Source organism: Dactylosporangium siamense, assembly GCF_016862795.1.
Taxonomy (GTDB): domain Bacteria; phylum Actinomycetota; class Actinomycetes; order Mycobacteriales; family Micromonosporaceae; genus Dactylosporangium; species Dactylosporangium siamense.
On record NZ_BONQ01000026.1, the window covers coordinates 38032 to 52089 of the forward strand.

Annotated in this window: 12 protein-coding genes; 7 read left to right on the top strand and 5 right to left on the bottom strand. The window is 71.1% G+C overall.

The features are described from left to right. Positions 1–25 precede the first annotated feature (25 nt). Positions 26–757, top strand: a complete 732-nt coding sequence (locus Dsi01nite_RS08895) for an SIMPL domain-containing protein (RefSeq protein ID WP_239135784.1) — start codon at positions 26–28, stop codon at positions 755–757. Here Dsi01nite_RS08895 and Dsi01nite_RS08900 read toward each other — a convergent pair. The 3 genes from Dsi01nite_RS08900 to Dsi01nite_RS08910 form a co-directional block, all read right to left on the bottom strand. Then, positions 708–2162 (bottom strand): AF_0692 family protein, encoded by a 1455-nt coding sequence (locus Dsi01nite_RS08900; protein WP_203845571.1) that lies wholly within the window; start codon positions 2160–2162, stop codon positions 708–710. The two genes, Dsi01nite_RS08895 and Dsi01nite_RS08900, sit on opposite strands and share 50 nt — an antisense overlap. Positions 2163–2229: 67 nt before the next feature. Next, positions 2230–2895 (bottom strand): response regulator, encoded by a 666-nt coding sequence (locus tag Dsi01nite_RS08905; RefSeq protein ID WP_203845572.1) that lies wholly within the window; start codon positions 2893–2895, stop codon positions 2230–2232. A gap of 132 nt (positions 2896–3027) precedes the next feature. Beyond that, the gene (locus Dsi01nite_RS08910) at positions 3028–4236 is read right to left on the bottom strand and encodes a sensor histidine kinase (protein ID WP_203845573.1); all 1209 of its coding nucleotides are present in this window, start codon (positions 4234–4236) and stop codon (positions 3028–3030) included. Between the two features lie 138 nt (positions 4237–4374). Here Dsi01nite_RS08910 and Dsi01nite_RS08915 point away from each other — a divergent pair, with 138 nt between their 5' ends. The 4 genes from Dsi01nite_RS08915 (at position 4375) to cpt (ending at position 6672) form a co-directional block, all read left to right on the top strand. After that, positions 4375–4581, top strand: a complete 207-nt coding sequence (locus Dsi01nite_RS08915; protein ID WP_203845574.1) for a DUF7489 domain-containing protein — start codon at positions 4375–4377, stop codon at positions 4579–4581. Between the two features lie 47 nt (positions 4582–4628). Then, complete coding sequence (locus Dsi01nite_RS08920) at positions 4629–5123, top strand: hypothetical protein (RefSeq protein ID WP_203845575.1); 495 nt, start codon at positions 4629–4631, stop codon at positions 5121–5123. A 153-nt stretch (positions 5124–5276) separates the two neighbouring features. After that, positions 5277–6065, top strand: a complete 789-nt coding sequence (locus Dsi01nite_RS08925) for an SEL1-like repeat protein (RefSeq protein ID WP_203845576.1) — start codon at positions 5277–5279, stop codon at positions 6063–6065. 73 nt (positions 6066–6138) lie between these two features. Then, complete coding sequence (cpt, locus tag Dsi01nite_RS08930) at positions 6139–6672, top strand: chloramphenicol phosphotransferase CPT (RefSeq protein WP_203845577.1); 534 nt, start codon at positions 6139–6141, stop codon at positions 6670–6672. 35 nt (positions 6673–6707) lie between these two features. Here cpt and Dsi01nite_RS08935 read toward each other — a convergent pair whose 3' ends face one another. Further along, entirely contained in the window at positions 6708–7322 is a 615-nt protein-coding gene (locus Dsi01nite_RS08935) for a hypothetical protein (RefSeq protein ID WP_203845578.1), read from the bottom strand. A 225-nt stretch (positions 7323–7547) separates the two neighbouring features. On the opposite strand from Dsi01nite_RS08935, the gene Dsi01nite_RS08940 reads away from it, so the two are divergent. Continuing rightward, complete coding sequence (locus tag Dsi01nite_RS08940; protein ID WP_203845579.1) at positions 7548–8234, top strand: DUF4303 domain-containing protein; 687 nt, start codon at positions 7548–7550, stop codon at positions 8232–8234. A gap of 269 nt (positions 8235–8503) precedes the next feature. Here the strand turns inward: Dsi01nite_RS08940 and Dsi01nite_RS08945 are convergent, their stop codons facing one another. Next, the gene (locus Dsi01nite_RS08945) at positions 8504–10357 is read right to left on the bottom strand and encodes a DUF6461 domain-containing protein (protein WP_203845580.1); all 1854 of its coding nucleotides are present in this window, start codon (positions 10355–10357) and stop codon (positions 8504–8506) included. A 295-nt stretch (positions 10358–10652) separates the two neighbouring features. Between Dsi01nite_RS08945 and Dsi01nite_RS08950 the strand changes: the two genes are divergently transcribed. Next, positions 10653–13979, top strand: coding sequence for an AAA family ATPase (locus tag Dsi01nite_RS08950; protein WP_239135785.1), 3327 nt, complete (start codon positions 10653–10655; stop codon positions 13977–13979). Positions 13980–14058 lie beyond the last annotated feature (79 nt).

The window sequence follows — 14058 nt, forward strand, 5'->3', positions numbered from 1 at the left end:
AAGAATGTACCGATCACGTGCCACCATGCCTGTCCTCGTAGCGCTGACCACCCTCGTCGCCCTGTCGTCGGCGCTCCTCGGCGCTCATCCCGCCCTGGCGGATGTCCCGGCCGCCGCGCAACCCACGGACACCGTGCTGGTCACCGGCACCGGCGAGGTCTCCGGCGAACCCGACACGCTCACCGCCGACTTCGCCGTGGAGACCAGCGCGGCCGCGGTCGACGAAGCCCTGAACCGGGCCAACACCGCGGCCACCCGGATGCGCGACGCACTGATCAGCGCCGGGCTGACCAGAGCCGACCTGCAGACGTCGAACGTCACCGTCACGTCACAACGCACCGACGACGGCAAGATCACCGGATACACCGCCGCCCAGGGGCTCACCGCGACCATCCACGACCTGGCGCGGGCCGGGACCCTCATGTCCGGGGCCATCGCGGCCGGCGGCGACGCCGCGCGACTGAACGGCGTGTGGTACTCGATCGAGGACGACACGGCACTGCTCACCGAGGCGCGCAAGCGGGCCTTCGCCGACGCCAGGACCAAGGCCGAGCTGTACGCCCGGGAGGCGGGCAGGTCACTCGGCCGGGTCATCATGGTGAGCGAGGTGGTTCCCGGCGACATGAGCGCGGGCGGACCGGACTTCAGAGCCGGCCTCGACACACCGGTGCCGACCGAACCCGGCCAGCAGCGGCTGACCGCGACCATCACCGTTGCATGGGCCCTGCAGCCGGCACCGACAACCGCGCGGAGCTGACGGCTGCGGGGAGCCGCCTCGCCGCGACCACCCCGGCGGCGACGGTGAGCACCGTGACCACGATGAGGTACCCGCGGTCCAGCGGGCTGTCCGCGTTGCCGATCACGCCGAAGACGGTGTGCCCGGCGAGCGCCCCGGTGCACGCCGCCACGACGTGGCGCGAGGTCCAGCCGCCGTCCACGCCCCAGCGGCGCAGCGCGACGAGCGTGGCGGCGGCCACGGCGGCCGCGCCGGCCATCGGCAGCAGCGCCCAGGCGCCGTGGGTGAACAGCGGCTGCCGCGCACCCGCGAAGGGCCAGATCGCGCCAAGGAACACCAGCGCCACCACCGCCGTGAGGACGCCCAGGACGGTGGGCCGGGGCGGGGCGGCGGGGCGTGCCGGGCGGACCCGCACCCGCAGGGCGAGCGTCACCAGCACGGCGATCCCGGCGGCGATGCCCAGGACGGCGGGCAGCGGCAGATTGTACCCCGGGTCCTCGCCGGGCGGCACCGCAACCCGCAGCAGCGCGGCGCCGAGCAGGGTGACGACGCCGGCCGCGATGACGCCGCCGCGACGCAGGTACGCCGCCGTGCCGTGGCGGGTGAAGCACAGCTCGGTCAGCGCGATCGGAACGACGATGCTGAAGACCGCGTGGTAGACGAGGTTCAGCTCCGTGTAGGCGGTGTTGACACCGAACAGCCGCGGCGCCCAGTCGGCGGCGTGGTACAGGTGCGGGCTGGTCAGGCTCTGCAGGGCCAGCCCCTCCTCCAGCAGACCGTAGGCGACGCCCATGAGCAGCAGGTTCGGGTAGCCGCCGCCGGTGCGGCGGACCACCTCGCGCACGAACAGGGCACCCGCGCCGTAGACCGGGGCGAAGACCAGCCAGGCCCAGGCCAGCCGCAGCGGCACCGTGCCCAGCGTGACCTCGGCGGCGACCGGTGCGAGGACGGCCAGCAGCAGCGCGGCGCGACGGTTGCGCGGGCGCGGGTCGGGCACCGGCGGGAACGCGGCGCGGACCACGGGCCGGTTGACGGCGGCGATGAGCGCGGCGAGGACGGCGAGCTGAACCCCCTGGACGACGCGCAGCCACCACGGATACTCGCCCGACACGAACAGCCAGCCGACGGCGACGAACCCCAGGCCCGACACGATGCGGACCCGGCGGTAGGCACGGTACGCGCCCGCCAGCAGCTGACGGGCCACCCAGACGTACAGCCCGGCGACGACGAGGATCGGGATCGGCCGCGTCCACAAGGTGCGGGCGAGCGCCTCCGGGTCCGCGTCCGGGTGACGGTTTCGCTGGTACGCCAGCACGTCGCCGTGCAGCACCAGGGTCAGCGCCGCGGAGGCCACGCCGAGGGCGAGACCGGCGACGAGCAGACCGACGACGACGCGAACGGCCCGGCGTTGCTGCGGTGTCATCATGACATCGACGCTAGGAACGCGGCGGCGAGCGCACGTCCGACCGGCGGCTGGTCCCGCGCCTACGACTTCAGGATGACGGCCGGGGCCGGACCAGACCGAGGTCGTAGGCGAGCACCACGGCCTGGACCCGGTCGCGGACGCCGAGCTTGCGAAGGATCGACGACACGTGGGTCTTGACCGTCGCCTCGGTCACGACCAGCCGTTCGGCGATCTCGGCGTTGGCGGCGCCCCGGGCCAGCAGCATCAGCACCTCCCGCTCCCGCTCGGTGAGCTGCTCCAGGGCACCGTGCGCGGCCGGCGGCGTCGCGTCGATGGCCGCGAACCGGTCCAGCAGCCGCCTGGTCGCGCTCGGCGCCAGCAGGGCGTCGCCGCGGGCCACGATCCGGATCGCCTCGACCAGATCGGCGGGGCGGACGTCCTTGAGCAGGAAGCCGCTGGCGCCGGCCCGCAGCGCCGCGTACAGGGCCTCGTCGAGGTCGTACGTGGTGAGGATGATGACCCGTGGGGCGCCGGGCCGCCCGGTCAGCTGCGCGGTGGCGGCGACGCCGTCGAGACCCGGCATCCGCACGTCCATGAGCACCACGTCGGGCCGGGTCTGCTCGACCAGCCGGATCGCGTGCGCGCCGTCGAAGGCCTCACCGACCACCTCGAGGTCGTCACGGGCCTCGAGGATCATCCGGAAGCCGGAGCGCACGAGCGCCTGGTCGTCGGCGATCAGCACCTTGATCGTCACGTCGTCACCTCCGCCGCGCTCATCGGGTGTGTTCCCTCGTCATCGTCCGGTTTGGGTGCCGTCATCGTCCGCGCTGCGCTCATCGGGTTGCTTCCGCGTCATCGCTCGTCGGGTTTGCTTCCGCGTCATCGCTCATGGGGTTTGCTCCCGCGTCGGCAGTCGTGCCGCCACCTCGAACCCGCCGCCGGGCGCCGGTCCGGCCCGCAACGTGCCGCCGAGCAGCGCGGCGCGCTCCCGCATGCCGGCGATGCCCCGTCCGGTTCCGGCGTGTGCCTTGTCGGTTCCGGCCCGCGCCCTGTCTGCTCCGGCGCGCGCGTTGTCGGTTCCAACGCGCGTTTTGTCGGTTCCAACGCGCGTTTTGTCGGTTCCGGCGCCGCCACGGCCGTCGTCGCGGACTTCGACGGACACCTCGGCGGGTCCGCTGCGGATCACCACCTCGGCCCTGCCCGCGCCGGCGTGCCGAAGCGCGTTGGTGAGGGCCTCCTGGATGATCCGGTACGCCGACAGCTGCACGGCCAGCGGCACGTGCCCGGCGTCGGTGCCCTCCCGGCGTACCGTCACGGGCAGCCCGGCGGCGCTCACCGTCTCGGCGAGCCGCTCGACATCATCGAGGCCGGGCTGCGGCGCCGCCTGCGTCCCGGTGTCGCCCTCATCGTCGGCCCGCACGGTGCGCAGGAACCAGCGCAGCTCAGCAAGAGCCTCCCGCCCGGCCTGCTCGGTGCGCCGCAGGGCCTCACGGGCCCGCGCCGGGTCGACGTCGAACACGTCGTCGGCCGCGGCCGCCTGCACGACCATGACCGACACGGTGTGGGACAGCACGTCGTGCAGCTCACGCGCGATCCGGGCGCGCTCCTCCAGCACAGCCTGCCGCTGCTCGGCCAGCCGCCGCGCACCGCGGGCCCGCACCAGCGCGCCCCAGCTCCAGGCGAGCACGACCCCGCCGAGCCACAGCCCGGCCATCGCCCAATGCCCGCGGACAACGGCCGGTCCGCAGGCGGCGAACGCCGCGAGACCCAGCCCCCAGAGCGTCTCGGCGGCGGGCCGCAGCCACGCGTACGTGCACACCACGACGAACACGAGACCCGGCCCCACGCCCGGATACAGCACCTGCAGCCCGGCGGCGGCCACGAGCACGACGACAATCCCGAGCCGGTGCCGGACCCCGAGCCACCAGAACCCGGCGGCCTGCGCCAGCACCAGCAGCACCGCCACAACCCGCCCGGCGGCCCCCGTCACGACCAGCGGCGCGGGCGCGAGCAGCGGCACCGACACGACGACGGCCCCCACGGCGGCGACGGCCCGCCAGCGCCGCGAGAACCGCACGGCGAACGCATCCCCCATGCCGCCGTACCCTACCCGGGCCACCGCCTGCACTCATCCTCAAGTCGTAGGCGCAAGACCCGTCTCGCGACGGACGTCCCCGATCCCGCGGATTCGTACGGTTAGTGCATCATCACAGCCGTTCACCAGGGGGATTCGATGACCACGAACGAAAACGCGTGGAGCGGGACCGTCGCGAAGAAGTCGCGGGCGCTGTTCGACGGCTCCAACCTGTACCGGCGCCTGAAGGTCCGGCTCGACGACGGTACACATCTGGACGTCAAGGTCGACCGGAAGCTGTGGAGCCAACTCCAGGTGGGCGACCGGGTCGTCAAAGCCGCAGGCGGGCAGCCCCACCGCGGCTGACCCATGGAGCCGGGCGGTGGACGGCGGCCGTCGTGGAGGATGGCACGGTGATCACACTGCCGCATGAGGGCTCCGGGTTGTCCAAAGCCACCTGGACGGACGCTGACTTCGCACACATGGGCTGGCACGACTGCCGGGTGCACGCCATCAGCGTCGGCGAGTACGACGACGCAACGCTCCCGCCCGCTCGGCTGCTACTGGATCTCGACTACATCGTGCGCTGGGTCGAGCCGGCCGGGAGCGCTCAGCCGTTCAGCTTCTGGATCTCGCCGGCGACCCTCGTGTTCGAACAAGCCTGGAACATCACGGGCCGACTCGGACCGCTGCACGACCTGATGGAGATCGCCGACCTGCACCGACTCGCCTCGCCGGACGGCCAGCCGGACCACGAATGGCACCTCGAGGGCCAGAACTTCGACCTACGCCTCCGCGCGCACCGGTACACGCAGTATCTGCGCCAACCGCCACAGCACGTCGGGCGACAGATCCTGACCTTGGCCGAACGCGGCGGACCAAGCTTCGCCGAGCAGTCATTCGGGTAGCGGCGGCGCGGTCTTCAGCCGCGTGACGCGCGTTCCGACAGCGTCGACGCGGCTTCGCTCCGCATTTCCAACGGCATCGGGCCAACACGGCCGGGCGGCTCGGCTACGGTGATGACGTATGTCCACTGGTCGATGAGTCCGACGGGGTGCGTGATGCAGCAGCAGGACCGGGCGGTCTGGCGTGGCTATGCGGCGATCCTCCTTGCCGTGGCGGCGGTCCCGGCGATCGTGGGTCGGCTCGCCGACGTCGGCTGGTTGCTCGCCATCGGTCAGGGCTGCGCCGTCGGGGCGGTGATCCTGTGGGGCGTTTCGCGGGTGGTGCGGCGCCGGTACCCCACGCAGAACCTGCTGCTGGCGGCCTCCGAGGCCGGCGAGCACCGCGCCATGCGGGGCCACGCCATGATGCACAAACAGGCAGGCGACACCGACTCGGCCGCGCGGCTGCTGCAATCCGCCGCGGACCGGGGCGACGTCGAGTCGATGTGGGAGATGGGACGGCTGACCGAGGAGCGTGACGGCATCCCGGCCGCTGAGACCTGGTTCCGGACCGCCGCCGACCACCAGCACCTCGTCGGCCGGGCCATGTTCCGCACCGGCGGCCTGTACAACCCGGACGGCAACGCCGCGCCGCTGCAGCGGCTGGCCCCGGCCGTCGCACCGCCCACCCCACCCCCGGCGCCGACCCTCTACGGCATACCGGTCGGCACGCTGGCCATGACCGCGATCCTGTGCCAGGCGGGCGCCGGCGTGGCCCTGGCAGCGGCCGGCGGACCGTGGTGGTGGGCGCTCGCCGCGTACGCGCTGACCGCGTTCGTCTGGGGCGTCTGGCGCGACCACGCCCGCGACCTGCCGAACCTGCCGACACTCGCGCTCCTCACGATGATCGTCGCAGCGCCCGCCAGCGCCGGACTCGCAGTCTGGGCCCTGACGCGTGCGAGCTGACACCATCGTCCCGTACTTCAGCCGTCTTCGTTGCACCGTGGAACTGCCGGGTCTCTGAAAGGGGAGTCATCTGGTGGGCATTGACGTCATCGTCGTGAACGGCGGGTCAAGTTCGGGGAAGTCCGGCATTGTCCGTTGTCTCAAGGCGATCCTTCCCCAGCCGTGGATCAATTTGGGTGTCGACGACCTGGTCGACCGCCTGCCGCCCGCCCTCCTCGAGTCCGGCTCCGGTATCTCCTTCGGGCAGGGCGGCGAAGTAGTCCTCGGCGAGGGCTGGCGAGCAATCGAGACAGCCTGGACAACGGGTGTCGCCGCCATGGCCCGAGCGGGCGCACGGATCATCATCGATGACGTCTTCCTCGACGGCAGGACCTCGCAGGAGCGCCTCCGCGGCCACCTCGACGGTCTGGAGGTGTTGTGGGTCGGTGTGCACTGCGCGCCAGAGGCCGCCGCAGCGCGGGAGTTCGCCCGGGGCGACCGAGCACCCGGGATGGCCGCGCTACAGGCTGAAACCGTGCACAAGGGCGTCGCTTACGACGTCGAGGTTGATACCACACACGCCGAATCGTTGGACTGCGCCCGCACCATCGCTCAGCACGTGCATTGACGTCGATCGGAGCCTTATGGGGTCCCGGCGGCAATCTACAGAGTTGAAGTCCAGGTCGAAAACTTGGCGGCGAACTCCCAGTATGCCGCGGCGTACGCGTCGGTCCTGCCGGCCTCACGCGCCAGCCTTTCATCTATCAGTTGCCTAGCTCTGGAATGGTTTCCATCCAAGGCCGCAACAATGGGGAGCAGGAACCAGCGGTCGTTATCGGTAAGCAGACCGGATTGTTCAATGTCCCTGGAGAGCACGCGCCAGTCGGCCCAGCGATCAATGAATGGCAGTCCGTGGTCGCGCACATTCCGGGCGAGGCGCTCCGCTGTCGCGTTGAGATCCGTTCCTGCGCGAAACCTCCATTGTGCGACGGTCCTCCGAGATACGAGATTTTCCAAGGGTTGCGAAAGAGTGGGGATCGGTGCGGTGCCTCTGAGCAGCTCGATGAACGCCTTCTCCACAGGGATGTGGCGAACGCCGACGACCGGGTTGACTTGGACTTCGGCCGGCAGGCCGGACGTTTCGCGCCTGAGACCGAGCCAACCTGTTACCGCGTCGTCCGCACGAGGCTGGAGGAGGATGCCGCGAAGCTTCGCCGTGAAGCCGTACTTTCGCAGCGCCGCGGCGCAGGCATCCTGGCTGGCCTTGAGAAGGTTCACTTCGTTGCCTCTCCGTTGGGCGCTCAGCAGAAAGGTAGCGGCCGTAGCCGGCGATCGAAACTTCGGTCGGCGGCGGCTCGCTGACCGAACTGCACGGATCGGTCCATCCGAACACTCGATGAGTGCTCGGTCGTCGGATGGGATCGGTGAGGGTCGTAGCGGCGGGAGCGTGCAGAAGTGCAGGCAGCGACTGTGATATGAACCCGCACGGTACCTGAGACGTCGATGACCACGCCGCCGATCCTCGGTCGGCGATCTTGGATCCGGATCCGCCGGATTCACGCCGTCGTCAATGGCGATCGACGCCGGTGCCGCACGCCGCCGGCTCCGGCGAGGTACCGTGCGGTGGTGGTTTGGCAGGCCTTCGAGGCGGCGTGGCACGACAGCGGATGCCATGCCCTCGCTGGTCTGGCCACGGCCTGTCCGGGCGAGCGGTTGTACGCCGCGGCGTTCCACCTCTTCTACGCCGACGGCACCGTGATCCTCCCGCCCGCGCTGGCCGCCAACTCCGAGACGGCCGTGCACCACAACGACGGATACTCGACGCGGTTCACGCCGCCGGAGTGGCGGTGGGACGTGCTGGACGCCGCGAGCGATGCGATGCGGCCGTGGTACCAGCGCCTCACCGAGGAGTACCTGGCCCCCGCCACCGATGATGCCGAACGTGACCTGGCGCTGGAGTCGCTCTGGACGGCTCATGACGCCGCCATGGCCCGGGTCTGCAAGGCGATGACCACGACCGCACGTCTGGGCGGCATCCACAGCTCACTCCCGGCCACGTTCGTCGTCGTCATTCTGGAGGGTCAGCGGGGAGACGAGGAGGCGGACCTGATCCGCGCGAGCGTCGACCCCCTTGTGCTCACGACCGTTCCCGAACTCGCCGAGCACCTGCGAGAAACCGAAGAGGCGTGACCCCACTACCGGCTCAACGGCCGCCGGTACCGAAACCGACACGCACATCTGGCACCGACCGCGCGCAACGGCTCGCTGGCGACGGTCTCGCTGCGGCGAGTCGGTCCACCGAACCGGGCGTGCCCGTGCCGGAAGGCGGAACCGAATCGTCGACCACCGCCACAGTGTGCTCCGCGGGCCGAACCGCTGATGACATTCCGGGCCCGGATGCGCGACCAACGAGAGGGGTGCCGCATCCGCTGCTGCCGTGCGGCGAGCGCTACGCACCCTCACCGCACGTCGGGTCGCCCAGCTTCCTGAGGCGCCGAAGGTGGTGCGTCGGTGCGGTTCCCCTGGGAGTTGAAGCGGGCCGACCGTGACAGCGCGCGCGGGACGCGGAAACCGATGCCGGTCTCGAAAATCTGGGCGACGTCGTCCGTGGTGATGCCACCGCCGGTGAACCGCTCGACCGCCACCAATCCCTTCTCCGTTCGGTCGCCGGGTTCGGCGAAGTCGAGCCCGGCGAGAGCTGCGGCGACCCGCGGCGGGACCGCCTCGTCACGTCCCCAGGGTTCGAACGAGGCGAGCAGTTGGCCGCCGTCGGCGAAGGAGAGCCGGGTTACCGCGTTGACGTTCCAGAACATGCTGGCCGCACGGCCAGAGACTGACGCGGCGCACAGCACCGCCGCATTCGAGCCGCGGTAGCCGTTGTCCTCAACGACCAGGACCGCGTCGCCCGTGTCCAGCGCGGTGACCCACGTTTCGGTGGCGCCGGGCGACGACAGATCGCGCCGTATGCCGTCGATCGGTTCGGGTCGGTTCGGATCGGCGCCGAAAGCACGCAGCACCTGTTCCAGCGTTGCGCCGATGACAACCGTGACCGTCGCCGCCACCGACAGCGGGCTGCGACGCACCCACCGGTAGGCGTGTTCGGGGCGCGGCGGCCGGACCGGCTCGGGCTCGCCGCGCATCCGGTGGCCGAGCCGGTCGGTGCGCTTGTGCACGGTTTCCGCCGCAGCCGGCGCCGCCCAGACGATGAGCTTGTAGCGCTCGGATTCGGTGTCGAGGTCATCGCGGCCACGGGCGTGCACCCGCACCCGGTAGTCGCCGGGCCACGGCGGGGTCTGCCGGCGCAGCCTCGGACTGCTCGTGCCGTCCGGCGCGATCACCGACGCGCGGCCCTCGGCCGCGGGCCAGCTGACCTCGACGATCTCCTCCCACCCTGACTCGACCTCGGCCGGTGCCTGCGCGAGCACGGCCAGCTCGACGTGCACCGAGCCCTGCGCGACTCCGGTCCGGATCACGGCGCCGCCGTCGGTCACGGCCACCAACCCGTTACCGGCGAAGTCGGATTGCCCGACGACCCCGTGTTCAGTCAACCCGAACCGGTTCCCGGCCACGCCGACCGAGCCGTACATGCCGCGCGGCAGGAGGTATTCCGCGCGGACCTTGGCGAGCAGCGCCGCCGCGTAGGCCGGCGGCATGGAACCGTCCCGTAGCAGCAGTGCCGCCGCACCAGCCCCGAGGCCGACGATGGCAGCGGCACGCTCCACGACCACCGGTGGGGCCGCCTGATCGACCACGGCACCGGCAACCGCCACAGCCAGGGCGAGATGGGCGGCGCCGTGGCGGGCAGCGATCGCGGGCTCGTCCGTCACGGCCGGCGGGATCGTGAGCAACCGCGTGACCGCCGGGTGTGCCGCGATCCCTGTTGCCAGGGCAACCGTGCGGTCGGCCAGTCCTGGATGCAGCCGCTCCAACAGCGCGGCGGCGGACGTCGCCTCGCTGTCATGCCCGCCAGTTGCCACCCACGCGTACCCACCCGGCGCAAGACCCGGCAGATCCGCTACGAGGCTCGGCGCGCCGCTCCAATCGTGACCGGCGACGACGAGCTCCAGCGCGCCGAGCAAACGCTCCACCAGTAAGGGTCCCAGCGCTCGCAGCGCGGTCAGGCACGCGGGCTCGCTGTCGGCCGTACCGCGGACGACCTGCACGCCTGGAGAGGGCAGATCCGCCTCGTCCGGCGCGCCCAGCCGCCCCAACGTCCGGGCGGGCGTGACGGGAACCCACTGGGTGAGCACCGGGATCACCGCCGCGACGAAGGCCGCAAGCTCATCGCTCGGTAGGTCCGGTACATCACTCATCGTCCGCCCCGTCGCCCGATCCCGTTGGCCCGTACGCTACCGGTCTCATCCAAACGCGCCGATTCCGTCCGGGCCGCAGGCGCTATGTCCTCAGCACGGCTGGCTGCGCCTCGGGTCGGGGCCGACTGCGGCAATTGCTGCCTTCGCCCGACCGCCGCAAGGTCACGACCTGCCGACCAGATCGTGGAATGACGACGCAAGCGACAGCGACTGTGGACCTGGCAGGTTCCGCGCTGCTGGAGTACGATCTTGACGGTTTTCAGCTGGCGATCTGTTGTGTCACCCGGGAGTCGGCGTGGCCCTGCCCGTTCATCCCAGCCGGCCGGGCAACGAAGATCGGCCGGTCGGTAGCACTCTCGTGCGCCTTCAGGTCCTTGGTCCGTTGCGGGTGTGGTGCGACGGTGTCGAAGTGGATGCCGGCCCACGGCAACAGGCCTATCTGCTGGCCTTGCTCCTGGCCCGGGTGGGCAGGCCGGTCAGCACCAGCGAGCTGATGGACCTGATCTGGGACGACGAGGCCCCCAGCAGTGCGCTCAACGTCATCCATAAGTACGTCGGCGCGCTGCGCCGGCTGCTCGAACCCGCGGTCCCCGCCCGTACACACGGTTCCTACCTGCACCGCCGCGGAAACGCCTACCTGTTCACCGCAGCCCCCGGCACCCTGGATCTCGTCACCTTCCGGGAACTCGTCGAGACGGCCAAGGAAGCCCTCGCACAGCAACGCCTTGAAACGGCGCTCGATCGCTATGTCGAATCGCTCGGCGTCTGGCGGGGCCGTGCGGGCGACGGGTTCACGCACAGGTCAACCGCGCTGCCGATCTTCGCCGCCATCGACGATGAGTTCTACGCCGCGTGCACTGCAGCGGCCGGACTGGCCGTGTCGCTGCGCCGACCGGCACGGGTGCTGGCGGCGTTGCAGATGGCCGCATCGATGGCGCCGTTCCACGAACCCGTCCAGGCCAGCCTCATCTCCACCCTCGGGGCGGCGGGACGTCAGGCGGAGGCGCTGTCGCTGTTCCGCGAGGTCCGCGCCCGCCTTGCCGACGAGCTCGGTATCGATCCTGGCCCGGAGCTGCAAGCCGCGCACCTGCGAGTGCTGTCGCAGCCCTCGGCGTCGCCGCTCGTGGCGCGTACGGACGGCTGGGGTGACGGCGCGTCGGCGCGAACGGCAGCTGGGCTGGTCGGCCGGGCCGAGGAACTCGCCCTACTGCGGCAAGCCGTCGAGATGGCATTCAGCGGCAGCCCAGCGCTCCGCATCGTCGAAGGCGAGCCGGGCGTGGGCAAGACCCGCCTGGTGCGAGAGATCGCCGCCGAAGCGAGTCAGCGTGGCGCGCTGGTCGTGTGGGGTTCGTGTCTGGAAGGCGACGGAACACCGTCGATGTGGCCCTGGGAACAGACGCTCCGCCCGATTCTCGACAGCCTGCCCGCGCCGTTGCGGGAGAAGTGGCTCGCCAGTGAGGTCGGCGGCCTCCTCGAATCGCGAGACGACGATTATGCGGCCGCGCCGGCGATTCTCGACAGCGGTGCGCAGTTCCGACTGTTCGAGCAGGTCGTCACCGTCGTCGGGCAGGCCTCGGCGCCACGGCCCATGCTGCTGATCGTCGATGACCTGCAGTGGGCCGACGCCGCCTCGCTCCAGCTGTTCGGCCACCTGGCGGGCCGCTTACCCGCCGGCACGGTGATCATCGGTGCGCTGCGCGATCGCGCGCCCACACCCGGCTCCGGCCTGTCGCGGGTGCTGGCTGAGGCCAGCCGGCAGCCCGGCCACCGCAGGATCCGGCTCGGCCCGCTCGGCTTGACCGACGTGACCGAGCTCATCCGCCGCGAGACCGGCCACGATCCCGGTGCCGAGGTCGCCCGCGACATCCATGTCCGCACCGCCGGCAACCCGTTCTTCGTCCAGGAGCTGTCCCGGCTGCTCAGCGACGGCGGCTCGCTCGGCGACGGCGGCGCATCAACACGGACCGGAGTGCCGGCCACCGTGCGAGACGTCGTCCGCGATCGGATGACCGGTCTCGACGACAGCGCTCACGGCCTGCTGCGCATCGCCGCGGTCATCGGCCGCGACGTGGACCTCGACCTGCTCGCCCGCGCGATCGGCGTCGACATCGCGGACTGCCTCGAACGCCTCGAACCGCTGCAAGCACTCGGTCTCCTGGAGACCAAGCCGGACGACCCGTTCTCGTGGCGCTTCGCGCACGACCTGGTCCGCGAGTCGGTCACCGAGACCACTGCGCGGCAGCAGGCCGTCCAGCTGCATCTGCGCGTCGCCGACGCCCTCGAACACATTCATGCGGACGACGAGTCCGTCGCCGAACGCCTCGCCTACCACCTGCGGGGCGCCGGCCCCCTCGCCGACCCGGGTCGCACCGCGAAGGCACTGGCGCGCGCCGGTCGCCGCGCGGCGACCAAGCTCGCGTTCGCAGCCGCCTATCGGAACCTGGAATCGGCCGTCCAGATCGCCCGGACGGCGGGGCTGCTGGAGCTGGAACTGTCCGTCCTGTCGCTGCTCAACCTCCTCGCCGTCGAGCCCCCGGGAATGGGCGGCTCGTCGTTCGATCTGCTGGAACGGGGCGCATATCTCGCCGGCAGACTCGGCCGCGAGACGGCCGCCGCCGAGTTCCTCTTCTTTCGAATGACCGGGGCCTACGTCAACACCGGGAAAGACCGTGGGATGTGGGCTCGCCGGCTGCATGAGCAAGGCCAGGCGTCCGCGGACCCGATCATCCAGGCGTACGGCCGGCAGGCCTGGGGCCTGTACAATTGGGACATCGGCGACATCGGCGCGGCGTACCAGTGTTTCAGCTGGCTAGGCCGCACCACGGTGGACGGCGTTGCCTCGCTGCTCGCGAACTCGGCCGACCCGCACCCAGGGCCGGCTCAGGAAAGTCTGTACCACCTCGCCGGCCAGGTCGGGGGTGCCCCGATTCGACGTCGCCACGACCTCGGACGTTGGCGGATCCCGGACGAGTGGTTCGGCTATCTGGCCGTGATCACCGCGCTGCAGGGCGATGTCGAGACGGCGCGGTCCCTGCTCGGCACGGTGTACCAGGCCGAGGGAGACACTTTCGAGATGTCGGGCTGGACCCGCTACCAGACCATGGCCGCCTCGATGGCCGGCGACGCGGCCTGGGCGATGCACGCGACCGAGCGGTGGGTCGCGGCCGACGCCGACCTTCCCGGCGTCGCGCAGGAAACCTACATACGGCTGGACTGGTACTGGGCCCGCGCCCTCACCGGCGACGACCCGGCCGGCAACGCGGCCAAGGCCGAGGATCTCCTGGCCGCGACCTTGCGTGACCCGCCACGATGGGGCCTCGCCTACTGGTACGGACTGGTCGCCGAGATGTGGCTGGCAGCCGAGACACCCGACAAGGCCGCGACCGCCCTCGACCAGGCCGACCAGGCCATCAAGGCCCACGGCCAGCGCTATGCCGAAGGACTCCTGCTGTTGCTGCGCGCGCGCCTGCTGCACGCCCGCGGCGAACCCGTCGACGTCGTGCGAGCCGCCGCCGACGAAGCCCGGGTCCGATCCGGCGAACGGGGGGCCCACCTCTTCGCCCGCCGCGCCGAAAGGTTCCTGGCCGATCTCGAGACGCAGACCGGCGTGGCAACCGGATGAAGGGCCGACTACGCGTCTCGGAGCAGGCCTGGCCGGCCAGGCTGACCGTGGTGTCCAGATCGTCGGCGGCGCCTGATTC